The organism is Enterococcus sp. ARL09-542 (assembly GCF_005234805.1).
Taxonomy (GTDB): domain Bacteria; phylum Bacillota; class Bacilli; order Lactobacillales; family Enterococcaceae; genus Enterococcus_D; species Enterococcus_D gallinarum.
Map to the genome: position 1 here is coordinate 451,960 of NZ_QPQX01000001.1, position 22,686 is coordinate 474,645.

Here is a 22,686-nt window from a genome sequence, read left to right on the forward strand (position 1 = left end):
ATGATTAGTCAGTTTATTGATGGATTAGTTCATTACCATTTTCTGCAAAATGCCTTGATCACCGCCGTAGCGATCGGTGTTGTTGCAGGGGTGATTGGTTGTTTTATTATTTTGCGGGGAATGTCATTGATGGGAGATGCCATTTCTCACGCCGTACTTCCCGGAGTAGCATTATCCTATATTTTAGGGGTGAACTTTTTTGTTGGAGCAATTTTCTTTGGTGTTCTTGCATCGATCATTATCACCTATATTTCTAACAATAGTTTGATCAAAAGTGATACGGCGATCGGGATCACCTTCAGCTCCTTTTTAGCTTTGGGAGTGATCTTGATTGGCGTAGCTAACAGTTCTACGGATTTGTTTCATATCTTATTCGGAAATGTGCTCGCAGTCCAAGAGGGGGATAAATGGGTCACGATTGCGATTGCTTTACTGGTCATTGCACTGATTATGATCTTCTTTCGGCCATTGCTGATCACTTCTTTTGATCCGATGATGGCGAAAGCTTTTGGAATGAATGTACAGGTATATCATTACTTGTTGATGCTGCTTTTGACACTAGTTTCCGTTACTGCGATGCAAAGTGTCGGTACGATCTTGATTGTAGCTTTGCTGGTTACGCCAGCAGCAACTGCTTATTTATTTACAAAACGCCTTAGCCATATGATGGTGATTGCAGGGATTCTAGGCGGTGCTTCTTCTGTGATTGGGTTATTTATCGGTTATTCCTTTAATATTGCAGCCGGATCAAGCATTGTCCTCACTGCAGCTGTTTTGTTTGTCTTAGGATTTCTCTTTTCACCAAAACAACAAACGAGTCCTGCCAAACGCTGGCTGACCACGGCAATGGTTTCTGCTGCCGCTGTTGCAGGAGGATTCTTGATTTATCAGCAAGCAGAGCAGGCGGCAACCGTTGATGACAAATTAAATGTTGTAGTGACCAATTCGATTTTAGCAGATATGACCAAAAACATCGCCGGGGACAAAATCAATCTCCACAGCATCGTTCCTATAGGGCGTGACCCTCATGAATATGAACCACTGTCAGAAGATGTCCAAAAAGCCACTGATGCAGACATTCTATTTTATAATGGCTTGAATTTAGAGACGGGCGGCAACGGCTGGTTTACTAAATTAATGAACAACGCCAACAAAAAAGCGGGTGAAGATTATTTTGCCGTCAGTGATGGCGTAGAAGTCCTGTATCTATCGGATGATGCTGATCATACAAAGGCAGATCCTCATGCATGGCTTAATTTGGAAAATGGGATGATCTATGCGCGAAATATCGCCCAACAATTGAGTAAGAAAGATCCTGCAAATCAGGGGGGCTATCAAGAAAACTTGGAACACTATCTGCAGCAGCTTTCCGAATTAGACCAACAAGCGAAAGATAATTTTGCTTCAATTCCTGAAGAAAAGAAATTGATCGTGACAAGTGAAGGCGCCTTTAAGTACTTTTCGAAGGCCTATGGTGTGCCATCCGCTTATATCTGGGAAATCAACACCGAAGAAGAAGGAACGCCTGCTCAGATCAAGAATTTAGTCGACCAATTGCAAGCATCGGCAGTTCCTTCATTGTTTGTCGAGAGTAGCGTTAATACTCGCCCAATGCAAAGCGTGTCTCGGGATTCAGGTATTCCGATCTACGGCACTGTCTTTACAGACTCCATCGCTGAACCTGGACAAGATGGCGATAGTTATTATGCGATGATGAAGTGGAATTTGGAGACGATCTATAACGGATTACGCCAATAACGAAAACAAGCTCTTAAGTATCCTAACTATCCAAACGAGATAGGAGGATCACTTAAGAGCTTGTTTTAGGCTACAGCATGTTTTTCGGCGGGCACGAGATGATAGTATGTGATTTCTGGCGGCACAGCAAAGCGCGCTGGAATCGCCGTGGTCCCCACACCATTGGACACACTTAGAAGTGTGTTCGCGGCCAAAAGATAGAGACCATCTGTGTATTTGAGGGCGCCTTTCGTTTTCGCACGATAAAAGGGCACACGAATCTGGCCTCCATGGCTGTGACCGGATAGAACGAGATCATAGTCACGAATGTTGTCTACTCGAGAGACATAGTCAGGTTCATGGATCAAGAGAATCTGCCATTCTGCTAAGGTTGGCTCGTAATGGTAGTGGGCGCTTTTGCTCGCACTATCGATCCCTACGATATTCATCGAGGTTTTCTCATCAGAACCAAATACAGATTCATTGTCCAACAAGGTGAAATTGGCGTTTTCATACACTTCATTCACAAAATATTGCCCATCATTCAAATGATCATGATTTCCTAATACAGCGATTTTCCCCATTGGCGCATTCAATTTCTTTAACTTTTCAATGAGGCGGCTGGTTGAACGGTGAGGCCACTTACGGTAATTGTCGATCAAGTCACCCGTGATGATGATCAAATCAGGTTTGTTTAAGATCGTGGAACGGATGATACGATTGATGCGTTGCGGTTTGAACCAACGAGAAAAGTGTAGATCACTGATATGTGCGACTACTACATTCTGTTCATTTTGATAAAGATCATAGGCTTTGGAAATATCAAGGACCGTTTGCTTTTCTTTTTTGATCAAATAATGCCGCTGTTTTAATCGGCGCGGCTCAATAATAAAGGCGTAAAAAAGCAAGCCCACAAGGAAGGAAAAGATAAAAATGAAGGTCAGCATAGCGGGTCTCCTTTTTTGTTTAGCTAACTAATAGCATAGTAGATTCACCCCAAAAAAGCAATCAAACAAAAGACATTCAGTAAAAATTTTTTTCCTTTTTTTTATTGATTTTCAAAAAATAAAAAAACAAATTTACTTTTTCCATTGTTTTTGTTTAACGATGAAAATATCCAGCTTAGATAACAAGAGCAGCAGTCAAGCACATCTTAAATAATAGGCGAAGGGCTCCTGCATTGCAGAAGCCCTTTGTAGGAAGTCTAAGTGTTCATGTCCGCGTCCTTTTCCACTAGGCATGGATCTTAAATGTTGGCAAATCAGTTTCAATGTCAGCGTGGAATCAAGCTTTAGGTTCCGAAAAATCATTTGTTTCGCAGTCGTTGTAATCGGCGTCCTTTCTTTGAAGGAATCAATGCAGTCAAACAATCATAAGGAGTGGTGATCAGTCGCCAAGCAACTGCTTTACTAGAGGCAAACTGATAATTTCGCTTAAACAAAAGATGCCCGCTGATCAAGGCAAAAATAACCGCTGCAATCATGATCCATTGATCATCGAATGTTGTAAAATGATGAATCGCTGTGATCAAGAAAGGGTAGCTGTAAAAGTACACAGCTGTAAAAATAAAGGTCAAGTTTCTTGTCAACTGCCTGAGAGTGAGCAGAAAGAAAAGCGCTGAAAGCAACAAACCAAGAGGAGGAAAGAGTGTCACTAGAAACGAATAGACAACTCCCCAGAGAATCATTCCAGGACCTTTGACTAGTGCTGCAATGACAAAAACAAATAAAAGAAATAAGAGCTGTTGGGTAAATGTGGCTACAGTCACTAAACTAAATAGAATCAGTAAGAACCAGTGAGAAAATGTCGCTGTTTGATCTTTGGCAATCGGCTTTTGCTGCAATTTAAGCCAGTTAGCAAAACTTGGGAAATCTTTTTGGAAGTTTTGTTGAAAATTCCCGTTAAATTGTTGATGAGCATTTTGCTGACGATAATAGTGATAGCGTTGCCGTAAAGTACATTTTGTAAATGGTTTTGATTTTTCCATCTTTTCACCTCCGAATCTGATGGATCATAGGTCTATTATAATCGACTGGCTTTTTTTCTCCCTCCACCTTTGGGCTGATTTTTCTTGATTGCTGAAAACTTTCTTTAGCAAATGAAAAAACAAGAAGGATTCGTTTCTTAAAGCCGCAAAATATGCTAGAGTATAGAGGAAACAAGGAGGAAGTTTTATGATTTTTGATTCACATACACATTTAAATGCAGAACAATTTAATGAAGAGATTCCCGAAACGATTGCCAGAGCTCACGAGCTAGGAGTAACGAAAATGGCAGTTGTCGGATTTGATCAACCTACGATTGAAAAGTCATTGGCATTAAGTCAAGAATATGATGGGATATACAGTATCATTGGATGGCACCCAACAGAAGCGGGATCTTACACAAAAGAGATTGAGGCATTCATCCAAGAGCGCCTGACACAACCCAAAGTTGTAGCTTTAGGAGAAATTGGACTGGACTATCATTGGATGGAAGATCCAAAAGAGGTACAATCGGCTGTCTTTCGTCGGCAAATCGCGATCGCTAAAGAGATGCATTTACCTATCAGTATTCATACCCGAGAAGCGATCGAAGACACGTACCAGATTTTAAAAGAAGAAAAAATCACTGATATCGGCGGCATCATGCATAGTTTCAGTGGTGATGGCGAATGGGCAAAGCGCTTTTTGGATCTAGGTATGCACATTTCATTTAGTGGTGTAGTGACCTTCAAAAAGGCGTTGGATGTCCAAGAAGCTGCGCAAGTGGTTCCGATCGATCGTCTATTAGTCGAAACTGATGCACCTTATCTTGCACCAATGCCTTACCGAGGAAAACGCAATGAACCAGGGTATACCCGCTATGTAGTCGAAAAAATCGCGGAACTGCGTCAGATGTCTTTTGAGGAAGTCGCCAAGCAAACGTGTATCAATGCTGAGAAGTTGTTCAACCTTTATGAAGGATAGATGGAGAATCGAAGAGATCATTGTCGTCGAAGGGAAAGACGATACGCGCCGATTGCAAGAAGTGTTTGATGTCGATACGATTGAAACGATCGGATCAGCGATTGACGAAACCATCTTAAGTCAAATTGAACATGCCCAAGAGACTCGTGGCGTGATCGTTTTTACGGACCCTGATTTTTCGGGTGAAAAAATTCGTAAAATCATAATGGAAGCTGTCCCGGCTGCCCAACATGCCTTTTTGCCTCGAAGCCAAGCTGCACCAAAGAAAAAGGGCAGTTTAGGTGTGGAACACGCTAGTGATGAAGCGCTTAGAGAAGCACTTCGCAAAGTCGTCACGCCAGTCAGTCAGCAAGATGAAGACGAGAGTGAGAAAATTTCTCGTCAAGTTTTAGCAAGCTATGGGCTGATTGCTGGTGAGCAAGCACGAGCAAAACGGGAAAAACTCGGAGATGTTTTACGAATCGGTTATACGAATGCCAAACAGTTGGAAAAACGTCTTGCCATGTTTCGGATTACTGAAACAGAATTGGCTGAAGCAATGAAGATAGTGGAGGAAGAATTGTGAAAGAACAAAGGGATATTGCAACCCCATCAAGAACGAAAGAAATATTAGCAAAACATGGCTTTACCTTCAAAAAGAGCCTGGGGCAGAATTTCTTGACTGAACCTAATATTTTGCGCAAAATCGTTGCGACTGCTGCAATCGATGATCAAACAAATGTGATAGAAGTCGGACCGGGGATCGGCGCTCTGACCGAGCAATTGGCGAAACATGCGCGTCAAGTCCTGGCTTTTGAGATTGATGACCGTTTGATTCCAGTTTTACAAGATACATTGGCTCCTTATTCGAACATTCAAGTGATTCATCAAGATGTTTTACAAGCAGACTTGTCTACAATGATCAGAGAAGCTTTTACCGATGAGCGGCCAATCAAAGTCGTAGCGAATCTTCCTTACTATATTACGACGCCGATCATGATGCATTTCTTAGAATCACAGGCACCAATCCAAGAAATGGTTGTCATGATGCAAAAAGAAGTGGCTGACCGTATTTCAGCTGTTCCAGGAACGAAAGCGTATGGCTCTTTATCGATCGCTGTCCAATACTACATGGAAGCAGAGCTTGCTTTCATTGTCCCTAAGACGGTTTTTGTGCCCCAACCAAATGTGGATTCCGCAATCTTGAAGCTGACTCGTCGTGCAACTCCTGCGGTTGAAGTAACAGATGAAAAAGAATTCTTCAAGTTGACGAAGGCAGCCTTCCAATTACGACGGAAAACGTTGTGGAATAACCTGCAGAATTCCTATGGAAAAGATGAAAAAACGAAAGAATGGCTTAAAGCGAGTTTAGCTGCCAGTGAAATTGATCCAACTCGTCGCGGAGAGACATTGTCATTAGCAGAATTCGCACGTTTGAGCAATGAAATGCTGGCGCACAAAAAGGGACTTGAAATAAATGAATAATGAAACAGCAGGGGCTGTGGCATAAGTGAGGCAACAAACTGAATATCTGAAGGAAAGGGGAAAGGACCTATTCCAACCGTATCGTTGGTTCAAGGGGCACTTTTAACAGAATTCGCTACCTTATCTCCTTCAGGTATTTTTGTCTGTTCATACTTAGGTCATCGTCCTGTTTTTTTGTGTCTTGACACCTTGGTGTTTTCAAGCTACAATGAGCGAGATAAATGTGTCAAGACACATTGAAGGAGGAATTATTCATGAAGAAACATTCAGTACGTCATTTAACGATTGCAGCACTTTTGATTGGTATGGGAATCGTTATTCCAATGGTGATGCCCAAGATCGTCATCGGGCCGGCTTCCTTTACTTTAGCTAGCCATGTGCCATTGTTTGTGGCGATGTTCTTTTCACCAGGGATGGCGATAGCAGTAGCTTTAGGTACCACATTTGGCTTTTTTATCACATTACCGCCGATCATTGCTTTGCGGGCATTGTCGCACGTTGTTTTTGCCGTGATCGGGGCATTTTATTTACAAAAAAATCCAAGTATTTTATTAAAGAACGGCAAGCCAACATTATTCAATGCTCGTTTTCAAGCCTTTAATCTTGTGATTGGCCTTATCCATTCTATTGTGGAAATGCTTGTTGTAGCTGTTTTCTATTTTACCGGCAATGTACCAGGCACCGCGTTTGATGGCAATTTTTACTACTTCTTGTTTGTCTTGATGGGTATCGGTGGCTTGATCCATAGTTTGATAGATTATAACTTAGCCTATTTTGTTGCCGGGGCACTAAGCAAACAGTTCGATATTCGTTCCTTTTCAAGCGCAAAAAAACTATTACTAGGAAAAAAGAAACAAGTCCTTTCTTAGAATTAGACAACAAATACAAAGCGTAATGGTAAATGCTAGGGGAACTTTCTCCATGTTCTCTTAGCTTCTTTTTATGCTCATTTAGGGATGGTCTAAATCATTGGATTCAACGCTTTGAGAAGCATTGTTTTCCTAAATTATGGTTCTAAAACATAAATTCTTTTCGTTCCTTTGACATTCAAGGTATAATAGTCAAAGAAGAAAGGAGTAAACTGATGAAAAAGAAAAGCATTAGTTTGCTTTTAGGTCTGCTCACCTTTAGTTTGTTCTTTATCTGGCTTTTCTATGATAAAGCTGGAGCAACTCCTTATGTGAAGAAGCAAGAACAAGCGGCACAATCGGTGACTTCGATATCAGGACTGGATCTGACTGCAGAAAAAGAAGAGCCCGTGATTCGATTAGATGTACCATTGGAAAGCCAATTTGATCCAGAATATTTAGGAAATGGCTGTGAAGTCACTGCTTTATCCATGCTGTTGAATTTCTACGGGTATGATACAAATAAAAATGAGCTGGCTGCCAAATTAGACTATGTCCCTGTTTACGCAGATGAAACTCATCGAGGAGACCCACGAGAAGGTTTTGTTGGGAATATTTATGGCGGCGATGGAGCAATGGGGGTTGCGGTAGAGCCAATCGCCAAAGTTGCGAGCCAGATGGTAGGGGCTTCCTATCAAGTGGTAAGTGGTCGAGACAAATCTTTTGATGAGATTATTGAAGTTTTGGAGCAGGGCACGCCTATCTGGATGATTGCTACCCTTGAATTGCAAGTACCAACCAATGCTGATTTTTTTGAGTGGCCGACGCAATCGGGAATGATCTACGAAACGACATTGATCCATTCCGTTGTTATTACTGGAATAGATGGAGACAAAATGTATGTCAACGATCCTTATGGCTACAAGGATCGTGAAGTCTCACGAGATGATCTGCAAGAAATCTATGAACAAATGGATCAACAATATCTCTATCTTTCAAAGAAATAAGCCAAAGTCTTAAAAGCGGATTGACATTGAATGAAAGAACGATTATAATTCTTAGAAATTACAAATAGAGATGAAACGTTGAAGAGAAGAGTAAGCGCTACGTTGAAGGTACAGAGACTCCGGTTGGTGAAAAAGGAGACATGAGACAGGCGTTGAAGATGAGCTCTGAGTTTTTATTTGGTTCACGCCAAATAGACGGTATGCGCCCGATAACGCGCCAAGTATCATTGGTACTGTTGAGGTGCACGCCTGCAAAGGCAGCACGAATTAGGGTGGTAACACGAGTCAGTCGTCCCTTTTATCGTTACATTAACGATAAAAGGGACGACTTTTTGCTGTGAATCACTGCGACTGACATGCAAAGCATGGCAGAGCAGATGATGAACAGTACTAGGCGACCGAAGGGAACGTAGTCACCACGTCCCGAATCACTGCGACTGACATGCAAAGCATGGCAGAGCAGATGATGAACAGTACTAGGCGACCGAAGGGAACGTAGTCACCACGTCCCGAATCACTGCGACTGACATGCAAAGCATGGCAGAGCAGATGATGAACAGTACTAGGCGACCGAAGGGAACGTAGTCACCACGTCTCGAATCACTGCGACTGACATGCAAAGCATGGCATGCAAGTCACACTGAACCAACCATGTTCAGAAGCAACGATAGGTGAAACCACGAGAAACGATAAGGTAATAAAAAGTAAATGTTCATAGGAGTCGATTGAAAAAGGAGTGAGAAGATGCCAATCATCATCCCCAAAGAATTACCGGCAGCAGCTATTTTGAAGCACAACATTTTTGCTTTACAACAAGAGCGAGCTATCAAACAAGAAATTCGCCCTTTGAAAATTGCGATCGTCAACTTGATGCCGCAAAAAATCACTACAGAAAATCAATTGTTGCAGCTTTTGTCCCAAAGTCCTTTGCAAATCGAAGTAACATTATTGAAAATGCAGCAACATGAAAGCAAAAATACTAGCTCGACTCATCTAGACAAGTTTTATGTCGCATTTAAGGCAGTCAGTGAGGAACGTTTCGATGCCTTGATCATTACAGGAGCACCAGTCGAAAAAATGCCTTTTGAAATGATTGATTATTGGCAGGAACTTCAGGAAGTCATGGCTTGGAGTCAAACAAATTGCACATCGGTATTGCATATCTGCTGGGGAGCACAAGCTGGGCTGTACTATCATTATGGTATCGAAAAAGTGCTTCATAAGCAAAAACTTTTTGGTATTTTTGAACAGCGAGTGATCGAGGCTCATCCGCTGATACGAGGGTTTAATGATTCCTTCATGATGCCCCATTCTCGTTATACGGGGATCAATGAGGCGCAGCTGCCACTTGCACCTCTGAATGTGCTTGTTACAGGAATAGAGACCGGTCCAGCACTCTTAGTTTCCCATGACCATAAAAATAGTTTTCTTTTAGGGCATTTGGAATACTATACAGAAACGTTGAAAGAAGAATATTTGCGAGATAAAGCCAAAGGGCTCAAAACGGCACTCCCCAAAAATTATTTTTCCGACCAGCAAGGAACGGTCATCAATCGCTGGCGAGGGCATGCGTCCTTGTTTTTCAGTAACTGGATCCACGAAACCTACCAGCGCACGCCCTATGATTTACAGATTCTGCCAACGCGTACTGGTTATTATATAGGTAATGAATGGGAGGGCGGACATAGGCGGCAGTGACTTTAGTCAATGTTTTTTTCAGTGAAACAAAAGAGCGCTAGACAAAGAAGGTTGATCTGAAAAGCCCGCTAGTTTTAAACCAGTGACTGCTGTACTCATTTACTTCTACCCTCCATCAATGGTCAGGTTTTCCACAGCGAATGATCAAAACAGCTCATTTTGCTTCATTGTTTCACAAAAGGCTATGATTGCTTCATTCTACTCATCAACGAACAATTTGGCAGTTAAGGCAACTAGTTTCACTACTATCGTCAGAATTTTGCGACAACGACTTTATCCCGCTTCATTGAGCACACTAAACCAAGAAAGGAAAATACGATTATGACTGTTGATATGACGACTTTTTTAGCACAACTAGGCAATCGTTCGGATCAAGCGACGGGAGCTGTCAGTGCACCAATCTATCTCTCTACCACCTATGCGCATCCTGAATTAGGTCAAAGTACTGGTTATGATTATACACGTACCAAAAACCCGACGAGAGAGCTATTAGAATCCGGGCTGGCTACCTTAGAAAATGGCGCTCGAGGAATCGTCACGAGCTCAGGTATGAGTGCGATCGCATTGATTTTTGAACTTTTCCCAAGCGGCAGTGAATTTCTCGTATCAAGAGATTTATATGGGGGTAGTTATCGTTTTTTTGAAGAGTTACAAGCGCGCCAGATTGCTTATTTTCACTATTTCAATACGCTAAACGAACTTGAAGAACAAATCAGTTCAACGATTGCGGCGGTCTTTTTAGAAACTCCGACAAATCCATTGATGACAGAAATCGATGTGTCTGCGGTCGCCGAGATCGCGCATCAAGTCAATGCTTTACTCATCGTTGACAATACTTTTTTGACACCATTGAGACAAAAACCGTTGGAACTAGGCGCAGACCTCGTTCTTCATTCTGGGACCAAGTTCCTGACAGGTCACAATGATATTTTGGCTGGTGTGATCATTGCAAAAGAAGTCTCCCTTGGTGAACGCTTGACCTATCTTGCCAATACCACTGGCCCAACTTTAAGCAGCTTCGACTGTTGGTTGTTCATTCGCAGTTTAAAAACGTTGCCGTTACGGTTTGAAAGACAAGAGCAAAACGCAAAAGAAATCACTGCGTTTTTAAAACGCCAGCCAGCAATCAAAGACGTACTGTATCCTGGTGTAGGAGGTATGATCAGTCTTCGGTTAAAGGAGGCAGTGAAAGTCCGTTCATTTTTGAAGGAACTCTCAATTTTTACATTTGCTGAAAGTTTGGGCGGAGTTGAAAGTCTCATCACTTATCCTACGACGCAGACACATGCAGATATCCCTAAAGAATTACGGGAGTCCTATGGTTTGACGCCGGATCTCTTGCGGCTCTCTATTGGGATCGAGAATAGTCAGGACTTGATTGCGGATCTTAAGCAGGCATTGTCTTACATCTAAAAAAACCCCTTTTTGCGAGTACTATAGAAAGATATAGCGCAAGGCTTTACTAGAGTTTCTTTATTGACAGTTTTTGGTGTATAAGATAAAGTTACACTACATATGAATAGTTAGTCCGATGATCAACTGACTACAGCAGGAAATGTAAAGTTGTAGTTAAGTACTAAGTATTCTATCCAGTCATTGCGTCTATTTGCGACAATCACAAGAAAGGGATCGTTGCTTCTGTAGGCTTCGCTCAAAGGGGGAAAAAGGGGAAGAAAAAAATGAAAATAAGTTGGAAAAAATGGGTTAGCGTATTTTTAGGCGTATTGGTTTTTGCTTTGGCAGGCTGCAGCAAACCTGCCTCAGAGGCAACTACAGTAAAGCTTGGGGTTGTTGGAGAGCAAAATGAAGCTTGGGAATATGTTCAGGAACAATTGTTGGAAAAAGAGCAAATCAATCTACAGCTCGTTAAATTTACTGATTATCGTCAGCCCATCCTGGCACTAGAGGACGGTTCGATTGATCTGCACGCAGCCTTGACAGAGATTTTTATGGATAATGTCAATCAGGAAAGCGGATATTCCAATACAACGATTGCTTATACCACACTCAATCCACTGGGGATTTATTCAGACAAAATCAAAGACATTGCTGAATTGGCTGATGGTGCTACTGTCGCGTTACCAAATAACGTTTCAAATGAGAGCCGCGCATTATTGTTGCTGCAGACGGCCGGGGTGATCACATTGGATCAATCAAAAGGTCTGCTGCCAACGACGAATGATATCACCGATAACCCGAAGCAGCTGACGTTCAAGTTGCTGGATGCCAATCAGACCGCGCGAGCAATAACGGATGTCGATATTTCATTGATTAACAATGGGATGGCTGTTGATGCCGGATTTGTGCCAACAGAAGATGCGATTTTCTTAGAGCCTGTCGCAGATTCGTCCAAACCGTATTACAATGTGATCGCGGCCCGAGCGGAGGAAAAAGAAAATCAGACGTATCAGACGATCATCAAGTATTATCAAACAGATGAAGTCAAAGAAATTATTGATAAAGTAACAAAAAAATCAAGTATACCTGTATGGTAAGAAAGTAGGAGAACGATGAAAAATTGGAAAAAAGGATTGATTGGGACAGCGATTATCAGTATAGGTTTATTCTTAGCTGCGTGCTCCTCATCCAGTACACAAGATTCAACAACAAAAACTTCAACTCAAGCAGGAGATAAAGACACGTTCACTTATGCGATCAGCGGTGATCCAACGTCAACGAATCCAATCAATACGAGTGACCGTTGGGGGCTGACTGTCACCAACATGATCTATTCTCCTTTAGTGATTGTTGAAGCGGATGGAACAACCCAAAATGCACTAGCAGATTCGGTTGAGCCAGCTGAGGATGGCTTGTCCTTGACGGTTCATTTGAAAAAAGATGTGAAATGGTCAGATGGCGAAGCCTTTACCGCAGAGGATGTTGTTTTTACTTATGAACAAAAAGTGAAAAAAGAAAACGGCAATGCAGATGCGTTATGGGTAGATGGAAAACCGGTCAGCATTGAAAAAGTTGATGATTATACAGTGAAGTTTGTTTTACCTTCTGCAAGTGCAGCAGCATTAAATAATATCGCAACTGAAACGTATATCATTCCTGAACATATTTATAAAGATGTGACTGATTTTTCTGTTAGCGAATTGCCTGAAACCCCCGTAGGAACAGGGCCTTACAAATTAAAGGAATACAAGCGCGGCGAATATTTTACTTTTGAAGCCAATGAAAACTATTACGGCGGCGAAGCAGCAATCAAAAATGTGACGTTGCGGATCATTGAAAGTACTGATACGGCTAAAGTCGCTTTACAAAAAGGCGAAGTAGATGCGGCAGTTGTCTTGCCTTCTGATATTGAAGATTTGGATGAATCAATGATCTCAGTATATCCGTATACTGAAAATCGGGTTGGTTATCTAGGATTGAATACTCATTCTGATGCCCTCAAAGATGTCAAAGTAAGACAAGCGGTTCTTTATGCTTTGAACAAAAATGAAATGAATCAGGCAGCGTATTTGAGTGATGAATATTTTGATACGCCATATTCTTTCTTGCCACCGAACAATCCTTACGCGACCGAAGACGTGGAAAAATATGAAACAAATGTGGAAAAAGCCAAAGAACTTTTGCAAGAAGCGGGTGTATCCAATCTCCAACTGAATCTAGCATTTACTTCAACGGATCCTGCGCAAACGATTCAGGCAACATTGATTCAACAACAATTACAGCAAGCAGGTATCAACGTTTCATTGGAAGGCGGCGATGGAACAGCGATCTTTACAGAATTGAAAAAAGCCGGTTCGACAAAATACAATTTATTTTTAGGCGGCTATATCATGGGAAATGATCCAGATCTTTATGGTATGCTTTTCAAAACGGATGGCAGCTCAAATTATTTCCAAACACAGAACAATACTACCGATGATTTGTTTGCTAAAGCAGCGGTTGAGTTAGATGAAACAAAACGGAAAGAGTTATATGACCAGCTGCAACAAGCCATTGCTGATGATGCTCGAATCTATCCTATCGTAGATAATAAAAAGATTTTAGCCGTCAACAATCGCATTGCCAATGTAGAAGAAGCTGGCTTGATTCCAATCTACACATTTGAAGATATGTCAAAATTGACGATCAAGTAACATGAATGGTTGTGACAGAAGTCAAAGAAAGACGGAAAACATAGACGGATTCGCCTTCTTTAAAGTTGGCGGATCTGCACCAAGAAGTTGGGCTGTGCCCTAAGTAACATCCAGATGAAAATGCCTGAAATGGTTGAGATAGAGGTAGACGCTGAAGGTACAACCGCTCTTGTATGACAGGAGCCATCTCAAGTTTCTTCGGATATCAGTTGGATGAAATACTTAGGTTCTTGCTCCTCTGGTGCATGCGATTTGTTATCTGTCTAGCTGCCTTCTGTCATGATTTTTTTTGAGAGAAAGAAGGGAAACCATGTTCCGATATATTATGAAGCGAGTATTGCAGGCTATTCCTCTGCTATTCGTTATTTCATTCATCGTTTTTTCACTGATTCATATCGCACCTTATGATGTGATCGATTCAATCACAACGCCAAATATGACACAAGAGCAAATTGATCTGTTGCGGCAACGCTATGGATTGGATCAACCATTTCTAGTGCAATACTTTCTATGGATCAAAAACATCCTTACAGGGAACTTGGGATTTTCATTAGTATCCCAGAACAGTATCGCTCAAGAATTAGCGGTCAGAATCCCTAATACGATTCGACTGGTTCTGCCAGCGTATCTGACTGCATTGCTGTTAGCAATTTTACTCGGACTGTTGGCGGCAGCAAACAAGGGAAAAGTATGGGATCGTCTGATCGACGGTATTGCTTCTTTAGGAATCGCGGTGCCTACATTCTGGTTTGCAATGATTTTGATTTATCTTTTTGGGTATCGGCTGAATCTGTTTCCTATCATTGGGATGTATACTGTTGGAAAAGAAGGAGATTTCAACGATTTTCTGCAACATTTTATTTTGCCTTATGCAACACTGACGGTCGCTTTTTTCCCAGAATTAACTCGGTACATTCGCGCCTCAGCTACGCAACAAGTATCAGAAGATTATGTCGTTGTACAGCAGGCATTTCACGCTACGAAATGGCAGATTTTTAGCCGTCATATCAGTCGCAATGTGTTGATCCCGATCGTGACGCAAATTGGTTTGGCACTGCCAATGCTGGTCACAGGAGCAATCATTACAGAAACCATCTATGGCTGGCCAGGGGTCGGTCCTTATTTGATGAGTGCTACGAAAAGTTTGGACTATCCCGTTATCATGGCAATCATGTTGCTGTCAGCGACCTTAGTTATTTTAGGCAATCTATTGGCGGATGTTCTTTATTCGATTGTTGATCCAAGAATACGTAAAGGAGGGAATCGTTCATGAAACGATTGAAGAAAATCAGAAAGGCGATTTTCTCTTCTCCAGTTTACGCCTTTTCTTTTATCTTTTTGACGTTGCTGATTTTGTTGTCATTAGCGGCACCTTTGATTCCAATCGATCCGAATGCGACGGATGTCAGCAATATGTCCCAAGCACCTAGCTGGGCCCATCTGTTCGGAACGGATGAAGTTGGACGAGACTATTTCATTCGAGTTGTCTACGGCGGTCGGGTCTCGTTATTAGTGGGAGTACTAGCGATGATTACAGCGACATTGATCGGCACGATGGTCGGTTTAGCTGCTGGATACTTTGGTGGTTGGGTGGACAGTCTTTTGATGCGTCTTGTTGATGTTTTGTCTTCCATTCCTTGGTTGGTATTAGTGATTGTTTTAAGTGTCTTTCTGCGTCCGGGATTGACGACGATCATTATTGTAATTGGAGGCTTTTCGTGGATGAATATCGCTCGTCTGATTCGGGGAGAAACACTTGCTGCGAAAGAAAGAGAATATGTTGTCTATGGTAAGTTTATTGGTCGGACATCCTTTAGTATTATTTTCCGCCATATTTTTCCAGCAGTTTTACCTACGCTGATCGTGGCAGCTTCTGCCAGCATCTCAGGAGCGATCATGACAGAATCTGCGTTGAGTTTTTTGGGAATGGGAATCCAACAGCCAATGGCTTCTTGGGGGAGTTTGCTGCAAAATGCCCAAAGCAGTTTGCAACGAGCCCCTTATATGGCAATTCTGCCCGGCTTATTCGTGATTTTTACCATCTATTCATTTAATAATCTGGGGGACATGATCAAACGTGTCTTGCAGCGGGAGGTGTAGCAAGCATGACAGAGCCATTACTGACGGTGAAAAACTTAAACGTGTTTTTTCATAGAAAACAAGGAGATCAGCAGCTGCTGAAAGAAATCGACCTAGTCATTCCTAAAGGACAAGTCGTGGGGATCGTCGGTGAATCAGGCAGTGGCAAGAGTATGACGATGAAAAGCGTGATGGGGATCTTACCAGAAAATATCTCCGACTCCTTTGACTCGTTTGTTTTTGAAGGCCAACCAGTTGTTGATCGCAGCAAATTACCGCTAGCCATGATTTTTCAAGATCCAATGACATCATTGAACCCTTTGCGAACCATCGGGTATCACTTGATTGAAGTCATTCGCAGACATCAGAAGATGTCAAAAAAAGCTGCGCAAACAATTGCCATTGCGGAGTTGAACAAGGTAGGGATCCCCCTTCCTGAACAGCGGATGAAGCAGTATCCCCATGAATTATCAGGGGGGATGCGGCAGCGGGTCATGATCGCTATGGCACTGTTGGCACAGCCGAAGTTGCTGATTGCAGATGAACCAACGACTGCATTAGATGTAACGATTCAAGCTCAGATCTTGGCATTGATCAAGCAATTGCAGCGAGCAGAGAACCTTTCGGTCGTTCTGGTGACCCATGATTTTGGGGTTGTCGCTGGCATGTGTGATTTTATCAAGGTGATGTACCAAGGAAGAGTGGTAGAGGAAGGGACTACTGAAGAAATTTTCTATCAACCTCAGCATCTCTATACGAAGCAACTGCTCGAGGCCGCCCACTTAGGGGATAAAGAAGAAACAGTTGTCTTTGACTATCAGGAAGAACTTCCTGATGTGTTACACGTTCGGGAAATCTCTGAGACGCATCGTGTTTGGGAAGGAGGGGCAAGCAATTGAAGGAATTGATACGAGTCGAAGAGGCCAGCAAAACGTTTCGAAGCAAAAACTGGCGTGGGGTAGTGACAGAAGTGCGCGCAGTAGAGAATGTTAGTTTGACGATCCATCGGGGCGAAACTCTAGGCCTTGTAGGAGAATCAGGCAGTGGTAAAACAACATTAGGCCGTAGTATTTTGAATCTGGAAACTTTATCTGCAGGCAAAGTTTTTTTTGAGGGACAAGAGCTGGCAAGTTTGCCACCAGAGGAACAAAAGAAACGCTATCAGCAGATGCAAGTAATTTTTCAAGATCCTTATTCTGCGTTGAATCCACGAATGACTGCTTTGGAGTTAGTGATGGAGCCTTTACTGAAAGAAACGAAAGACACTGCACGAGCAAAGGCTAAAGAGATACTTGCGATCGTTGGAATCAAAGGAGAGGACATCCATAAATTTCCTCGGAATTTCAGTGGTGGACAACGTCAACGGATCGGGATTGCTCGAGCAGTCGTTAATCGACCAGCCTTTGTCTTGTGTGATGAACCAACTTCTGCATTAGATGTGTCGATTCAAGCGCAGATCATTCAATTACTTCTAAAGCTGCAAAAAGAATTTTCATTGTCCTATTTATTTATTTCCCATGATTTATCCGTGATCCGTCATATCAGTGACCGCACCGCAGTCATGTATCAAGGAAAATTGGTTGAATTGGCGCCAACAAAACGACTCTTTGAAAGCCCTCAGCATCCTTATACAAAGAAACTATTGGCAGCAGCACCAATCGCTGATCCAATTCTGGCTCGAGCAGCAATGGATCAGAAAGACATCCAAGAAACGATCACTTTAAGTCCTCTTTTTGAATGGATAGAAGTAGAAAAAGAACATTATGTAAGGAGAGAAAAAAATGGCAGTTGAAACCTTAACACTGGTTAAAGGAAAAGATAAATTAGAATTACCACAGCAAAATGGCAACTGGGTCTTGGCTCGAGAACTAGGATACTCACCGGTTCAGATGCTTGTAACTGCAGCCGCAGCTTGTGGCGGTTATGTGTATACTTCTGTTTTGGAAAATTCTCATGTGCCTGCTGAGATTGAAAAAATCGAAGTCAGTTATACGAGAGATTCTACGAAGAAAGCAGAGCCGATCTCTTCGATCCAGATCAATTTTTATGCGCGGATTTCAGCGGAATATCAAGAAAAAGCCATTCGCTGTCTCAAACTCGTTTCTCCGAATTGTCCAGTCATCCAATCATTAGATCCAACGATCACGGTAGCAGAAACAGTTCATTTCATTTAATTCAAACAACACAAAACACGTTAAACAAAAAGGCAGCTAGTCAAAAGAAATTCGACTAGCTGCCTTTTTTAATAAATAATATTTTCGCGAATTGACCCGATATCTAAAACCAACAGTTTCCGGTCTTGAGTCTTGATAGCACCGCTTTCTCTCAACCGCTGCATCATTCGATTGACACTACTTGCTGAAGTGATACCGCAAAAGCGGGCGATTTCCTCATTGGTTACCTCAAAATCAATCAAGGTTCCTTCACCCACTGGTACCCCAAAGGTTTCGTATAATTCATTCAATTGTGTACAGACCGCACCAAATTTGCCATTCATCAGCATTTGCTGCATTTTTTTCATGGAGTACATTAGATTTTTGCGATAGTACTCTTTGACATAATCTTGTAACGCCCGATTTTGATTGACATCTGTCCAGAATTGATCGCGCACGATCTTATATAATTCGGCTTCTTCTGACTCGACACGCACATTGAAGGGCGCTTCGACTTCTTGTGAAGATTCATCTTTAAAAAGAGAAACAATATCGAAATCATTCATATAGCGCAAATTGAATTCACGCCCCTCATGAGTGACGACACTTGTCTTGATGATCCCTTTTTTCAAAATATAGACATAACGATCAGGGATTCCTTCATACGTCAAATAACTTCTTTTTTTACGTATGACTACTGGAATATTATTTTGTTCTAAATAGTCCATTAATAGCTGTTTTACCAAACAAAGCACTCCTCTTATTCCTATAGTGTTTCCTTTTCAATGAACAGTCACATTCGCCAAATCTGGGTGAATATTCTTTTTTAATTAAAGAACATTCTAACTCAAAAAGCAATAACAAATGTTAATGTATTATGTTTTTGCGTTTTTTCAGCAACAAAAGCGAATTTGCGCTCTTGAAATATCAGGTATAGTTAGACCTGTCATCTGAGAAAGAGGATGATGAAACAAAGAAACAATAAAAAAGGAGCAAAACACAACATGTCAGAACAGGAGCAACAAACAGAAAAACTATGGAACAAAGGTTTTATTACTATTACATTGATTAATTTTATTGTTTTTCTGGTCTATTATTGTTTTGTCGTCATCACGGCAAAGTTTGCTACGCAAGAATTAGGGGCTTCCGCTGCACAAGCTGGGTTTGCAGCAGGGATCTATATTATAGGAACATTGATTGCCCGCTTGTATATTGGTAAGGTATTGGAGCTAGTTGGACGAAAAGCCATCTTACGTTGGGGAATGATTTTTTATGTCATAACTACGGCGGCTTATTTGATTTCATCGAATATCATGATTTTGGATGGTGTCCGTTTCTTGAATGGTTTCGCCTATGGAGCAGTGTCTACAGCGGCAAATGCAATTGTTACGGCGTACATTCCCTCTTCAAAACATGGAGAAGGAATCAACTACTATGGATTAAGCACGAGTTTAGCAGCTGCTGTCGGTCCATTTATCGGAATGCTGCTGTTACCCTCTTTTGGTTTTGATTTTATTATCCTATTAGCAACTGCTCTTTCGATAGTAACAGCCATTGCTTGTTTCGCTTTCCCAGTGAAAAATATTTCCTTAACACCAGAACACCGAGCAGAACTAAAGAAATGGTCATTCAGCAGTTTTGTTGAGCCAAAAGTCTTGTTTATTTCAGGTCTGGCCTTTTTGATTGGGTTGTCTTATTCCAGTGTATTAGGTTTCCTTTCTATTTATGCCGGAAACCTTGGCCTAGAAACCGCAGGCGCATTCTTCTTTGTTGTTTATGCATTATCCGTAACCTTCACTCGACCAATGACAGGTCGCTTGTTTGATCGTCGTGGTGCAGATGCAGTGATGTATCCAAGTTTTATCTTCTTGACATTAGGATTGTTCTTGTTGAGTATTACTGGCAATAGCTTGATGCTGTTGATTTCTGGCTGTTTTGTTGGACTTGGCTATGGTACATTCATGTCTAATGGACAAGCCGTATGTCTAAAAGAAGTCGATTCTCATCGGATCGGTGTTGCACTTTCTACTTATTTCATTGGTCTAGACTTAGGATTAGGTGTCGGTCCTTATGCATTAGGTAGCTTAAAGGGGATGTTTAATTATTCTCAAATCTATATCATTTGCGGAGTGATTCCGGTCGTTGTTATTGTACTGTACAAATTCTTTTATAAAACAAAAAAAGTCGTCGAAAGCGCCGCTATTTCAGAACGTTCGAGAGAAGAATAAAGACAAGGAGTGTAGGAATAATGGACAGTAATCAATTGATTTTAGAAGCACTGAAAAATTTGGTAAACAATGTCAATGAATTGAACAAAGAAATCCATTCGATGGAAGAAGTAAATCAACGTTTGACGATCGAGCAAGTTGAGATTGCTCACGAATTGAAAAACATCAAGCGTGTGTTGATCAACGATAATATCATTGGCTGATCAACGTTAATCAAAGTGGCAGAGCAGTGGTATTGGGTTCCATTACTGCTCTGCCTTAATTTTTGCCCAAGATACGGCAAAAAAACGAACGATTCTTAAAAAACAGCTGTCATTAAAGGGACTAAAATTGAAGACCACTAGAATCTGTGCTATAGTTTGTCTGGGTAGAGATACCTAAATAAATCAGAGTAGGAAATAAAGCGTTAAGTGTCGAAAGGATGGGATGTTGCCTTTTGGACGAAGAACGATTCGTTCGCGGTTTTATTTTCGCATTCGCTGCATGAATTTGTAGCAGCTCTAAAAGGAGATGCTCGTTATGAAAAGAAAAGTCGACGCACACATGATCGCGGTCATGGGGCTTTTGATTGCCCTGATGGTGGTCTTGTCGCAAATCTTGGGGTTTGAAACAGCCTATTTGAAACTCACCTTCACTTTTGTTCCTGAGTTGATTATGGGGATGCTTTTTGGGCCATTCTGGACTGCTGTAGGGGCTTCGGTCGCTGATATAGCAGGAATGATTTTATTCCCTAAATCCGCTTATTTCTTCGGATTTACGATCAATGCATTCGTAGGTGGGTTGATCTACGGTTACTTTTTTTATAGAAAGGAAGTAACTTGGAAACGGGCAGCAACAGTGGTCTTGCTGAATACCCTTCTGATCACATTGATTTTGACACCGATCTGGTTGGCAATGATGCTGAATATTCCATTAACAAGCTGGGCAATTTGGTCGGCTCGATTGATGAAAGCTGTTATCATGTTTCCTATTCAGACAGTTTTGATCTACTTTGTTGGGCGCGCAGTGCCTTATAAACGCTTGACTCGGCGTTTTACCTAATCATTTTAGCAACAAAAAAAGAATAAAAAACAAACATCCAATAAAGCGAACAGTACACTTGAGTGTGTCGTGTTCGCTTTTTTTACCTTAAAAGGCATGCTAAAATAGGCTGATGTAAAATAAGACGAGGAATTTATGAACTGGAGGAATTTATGCATAAAAAAGGAATCCTTATGGGTGGCTTTATTTTGCTTCTGTTGCTCATTATAGGAGGAATGAAGTGGCTGATGGACCAACAGTCAAATGGGGAAGAACCGACAAACGCTTCACAAACAACGTCAACAAGTTCTCTAAGTACCGAGTCGAGTATTCCCGAACAATCAACTGAGGAGGAAACGACGATTGATAAGCGGATTGACCAAATGAGTCTAGAAGAAAAAGTCGGGCAACTATTTTTTGTACGAGTGCCTGAAATCAATCAAGTCGAAGATATACAAACCTATCATTTAGGCGGCTATGTCTTATTCGGACGTGATACGGAGAATGAGACAGCTGAGACGTTGAAGCAAAAGATTGCTGATTATCAGCAAGCCAGTTCCATCCCTTTGCTGATCGGAATGGACGAAGAAGGGGGAACTGTCACTCGAATCAGTCGCAACCCTGCATTGGTACAAACACCATTTTTATCCCCTCAGCAACTTTACCAACAAGGGGGCTGGCAAGCAATTGAAGAAGATACTGCTCAAAAGGCAGCTATTTTCCACGAATATGGCATTTCTACCGGTCTGTTTCCGGTCGCCGATGTAGCGACTGATCCGAATGCCTTTATCTACGATCGAACCATAGGCTTAGATGCCGAAGGAACCAGTGAATTTGTTCGTAGAAACATTGCAGTTTTGAAAGAGAAGCGGATTGGCTCAACATTGAAGCATTTTCCCGGATACGGCAATAACCGTGATTCTCATGTAGAGATCGTTACAGATGAACGTTCGTTAGACGAGTTGGAAACGAATGATTTCTTGCCTTTTGAAGCTGGAATCAAAGCGGGAGCTGACAGTATTTTAGTCTCACATAATATTGTTACCAGTATTGATGCCAGCGCACCAGCCTCTATTTCGAAGCCTGTCCATGATTTATTGAGGAAGCAGCTAGGTTTCAAAGGAGTAATCATGACGGATGACATGGATATGGCGGGCCTAGCAGACTTTATTTCCCAATCAGAAGCAGGGCTGAGAGCATTAGAAGCAGGGAATGATTTAGTGATGTCATCTACCTATCAGCAACAGATCCCAGTGATTGTGGATGCTGTCAGAAGTGGTAATTATCCGGAAGCAGCCATCGATGCTTCCGTCAAACGAGTCCTTGAATGGAAAACTTCCCTTGGATTAATCAATTAAAGAAAACGATCTGAAAGTCACTGTTTCCGGTCACCATTTATTGGGGCCGAAAAAA

22 protein-coding genes and 1 riboswitch are annotated in these 22,686 nt (G+C 41.8%); of the genes, 19 read left to right on the plus strand and 3 right to left on the minus strand.

Annotated elements, in window-relative coordinates:
* Positions 1-1,758: a metal ABC transporter solute-binding protein, Zn/Mn family gene (locus tag DVW06_RS17640; RefSeq protein WP_081842086.1), complete on the plus strand. Its 1,758-nt coding sequence runs from the start codon at positions 1-3 to the stop codon at positions 1,756-1,758.
* Between the two features lie 65 nt (positions 1,759-1,823).
* Here DVW06_RS17640 and DVW06_RS02145 read toward each other — a convergent pair whose 3' ends face one another.
* Both DVW06_RS02145 and DVW06_RS02150 read right to left on the minus strand, forming a co-directional pair.
* Positions 1,824-2,684, minus strand: a complete 861-nt coding sequence (locus tag DVW06_RS02145; protein WP_005470881.1) for a metallophosphoesterase — start codon at positions 2,682-2,684, stop codon at positions 1,824-1,826.
* A gap of 359 nt (positions 2,685-3,043) precedes the next feature.
* Positions 3,044-3,724 carry a hypothetical protein gene (locus DVW06_RS02150; protein ID WP_005470882.1) on the minus strand — a complete coding sequence of 227 codons (681 nt, stop codon included), beginning with the start codon at positions 3,722-3,724 and terminating at the stop codon, positions 3,044-3,046.
* A gap of 187 nt (positions 3,725-3,911) precedes the next feature.
* On the opposite strand from DVW06_RS02150, the gene DVW06_RS02155 reads away from it, so the two are divergent.
* From DVW06_RS02155 to DVW06_RS02220, 14 genes are all read left to right on the plus strand, one after another.
* Entirely contained in the window at positions 3,912-4,685 is a 774-nt protein-coding gene (locus DVW06_RS02155) for a TatD family hydrolase (RefSeq protein ID WP_003125970.1), read from the plus strand.
* Positions 4,675-5,250, plus strand: a complete 576-nt coding sequence (gene rnmV / locus DVW06_RS02160; RefSeq protein WP_005470883.1) for a ribonuclease M5 — start codon at positions 4,675-4,677, stop codon at positions 5,248-5,250. Before DVW06_RS02155 ends, rnmV begins: the two co-directional genes overlap by 11 nt.
* Positions 5,247-6,149 carry a 16S rRNA (adenine(1518)-N(6)/adenine(1519)-N(6))-dimethyltransferase RsmA gene (gene rsmA / locus DVW06_RS02165; RefSeq protein WP_003125972.1) on the plus strand — a complete coding sequence of 301 codons (903 nt, stop codon included), beginning with the start codon at positions 5,247-5,249 and terminating at the stop codon, positions 6,147-6,149. Before rnmV ends, rsmA begins: the two co-directional genes overlap by 4 nt.
* A 254-nt stretch (positions 6,150-6,403) precedes the next feature.
* Positions 6,404-7,018, plus strand: a complete 615-nt coding sequence (locus DVW06_RS02170) for a hypothetical protein (RefSeq protein WP_003125974.1) — start codon at positions 6,404-6,406, stop codon at positions 7,016-7,018.
* Between the two features lie 215 nt (positions 7,019-7,233).
* The gene (locus DVW06_RS02175; protein ID WP_005470884.1) at positions 7,234-8,004 is read left to right on the plus strand and encodes a C39 family peptidase; all 771 of its coding nucleotides are present in this window, start codon (positions 7,234-7,236) and stop codon (positions 8,002-8,004) included.
* A gap of 744 nt (positions 8,005-8,748) precedes the next feature.
* Positions 8,749-9,702, plus strand: a complete 954-nt coding sequence (locus DVW06_RS02180; RefSeq protein WP_005470886.1) for a homoserine O-succinyltransferase — start codon at positions 8,749-8,751, stop codon at positions 9,700-9,702.
* A 321-nt stretch (positions 9,703-10,023) separates the two neighbouring features.
* Positions 10,024-11,115 (plus strand): aminotransferase class I/II-fold pyridoxal phosphate-dependent enzyme, encoded by a 1,092-nt coding sequence (locus DVW06_RS02185; RefSeq protein WP_005470887.1) that lies wholly within the window; start codon positions 10,024-10,026, stop codon positions 11,113-11,115.
* 266 nt (positions 11,116-11,381) lie between these two features.
* A complete protein-coding gene (locus DVW06_RS02190) occupies positions 11,382-12,197 on the plus strand; it encodes a MetQ/NlpA family ABC transporter substrate-binding protein (protein ID WP_003125982.1) in 816 nt (271 codons plus the stop codon).
* A gap of 15 nt (positions 12,198-12,212) precedes the next feature.
* On the plus strand, positions 12,213-13,793 hold the full coding sequence (locus tag DVW06_RS02195) for an ABC transporter substrate-binding protein (protein ID WP_003125983.1): 1,581 nt from the start codon (positions 12,213-12,215) through the stop codon (positions 13,791-13,793).
* A gap of 310 nt (positions 13,794-14,103) precedes the next feature.
* Positions 14,104-15,066, plus strand: a complete 963-nt coding sequence (locus DVW06_RS02200; RefSeq protein ID WP_005470889.1) for an ABC transporter permease — start codon at positions 14,104-14,106, stop codon at positions 15,064-15,066.
* Complete coding sequence (locus tag DVW06_RS02205; protein ID WP_003125985.1) at positions 15,063-15,893, plus strand: ABC transporter permease; 831 nt, start codon at positions 15,063-15,065, stop codon at positions 15,891-15,893. Before DVW06_RS02200 ends, DVW06_RS02205 begins: the two co-directional genes overlap by 4 nt.
* Positions 15,894-15,898: 5 nt before the next feature.
* On the plus strand, positions 15,899-16,771 hold the full coding sequence (locus tag DVW06_RS02210; protein WP_005470890.1) for an ABC transporter ATP-binding protein: 873 nt from the start codon (positions 15,899-15,901) through the stop codon (positions 16,769-16,771).
* Positions 16,768-17,664, plus strand: a complete 897-nt coding sequence (locus tag DVW06_RS02215; protein ID WP_137264362.1) for an ATP-binding cassette domain-containing protein — start codon at positions 16,768-16,770, stop codon at positions 17,662-17,664. Before DVW06_RS02210 ends, DVW06_RS02215 begins: the two co-directional genes overlap by 4 nt.
* The gene (locus DVW06_RS02220) at positions 17,654-18,046 is read left to right on the plus strand and encodes an OsmC family protein (protein WP_003125989.1); all 393 of its coding nucleotides are present in this window, start codon (positions 17,654-17,656) and stop codon (positions 18,044-18,046) included. The genes DVW06_RS02215 and DVW06_RS02220 overlap by 11 nt, the downstream gene beginning before the upstream one ends.
* 68 nt (positions 18,047-18,114) lie before the next feature.
* On the opposite strand, the gene DVW06_RS02225 is transcribed toward DVW06_RS02220, so the two are convergent.
* A complete protein-coding gene (locus DVW06_RS02225; RefSeq protein WP_003125990.1) occupies positions 18,115-18,771 on the minus strand; it encodes a Crp/Fnr family transcriptional regulator in 657 nt (218 codons plus the stop codon).
* Positions 18,772-19,029: 258 nt separating this feature from the next.
* Between DVW06_RS02225 and DVW06_RS02230 the strand changes: the two genes are divergently transcribed.
* The 4 genes from DVW06_RS02230 to DVW06_RS02245 all read left to right on the plus strand — a co-directional run bounded on the left by DVW06_RS02230 (position 19,030) and on the right by DVW06_RS02245 (position 22,631).
* Positions 19,030-20,253 (plus strand): MFS transporter, encoded by a 1,224-nt coding sequence (locus DVW06_RS02230; protein ID WP_003125991.1) that lies wholly within the window; start codon positions 19,030-19,032, stop codon positions 20,251-20,253.
* A 20-nt stretch (positions 20,254-20,273) separates the two neighbouring features.
* Complete coding sequence (locus DVW06_RS02235; RefSeq protein WP_003125992.1) at positions 20,274-20,456, plus strand: hypothetical protein; 183 nt, start codon at positions 20,274-20,276, stop codon at positions 20,454-20,456.
* Between the two features lie 182 nt (positions 20,457-20,638).
* A riboswitch (THF riboswitch) is annotated at positions 20,639-20,737 on the plus strand.
* 26 nt (positions 20,738-20,763) lie between these two features.
* Positions 20,764-21,294 (plus strand): folate family ECF transporter S component, encoded by a 531-nt coding sequence (locus tag DVW06_RS02240; RefSeq protein ID WP_029486579.1) that lies wholly within the window; start codon positions 20,764-20,766, stop codon positions 21,292-21,294.
* Between the two features lie 152 nt (positions 21,295-21,446).
* Positions 21,447-22,631 carry a glycoside hydrolase family 3 N-terminal domain-containing protein gene (locus DVW06_RS02245; protein ID WP_137264363.1) on the plus strand — a complete coding sequence of 395 codons (1,185 nt, stop codon included), beginning with the start codon at positions 21,447-21,449 and terminating at the stop codon, positions 22,629-22,631.
* Positions 22,632-22,686: the final 55 nt, after the last annotated feature.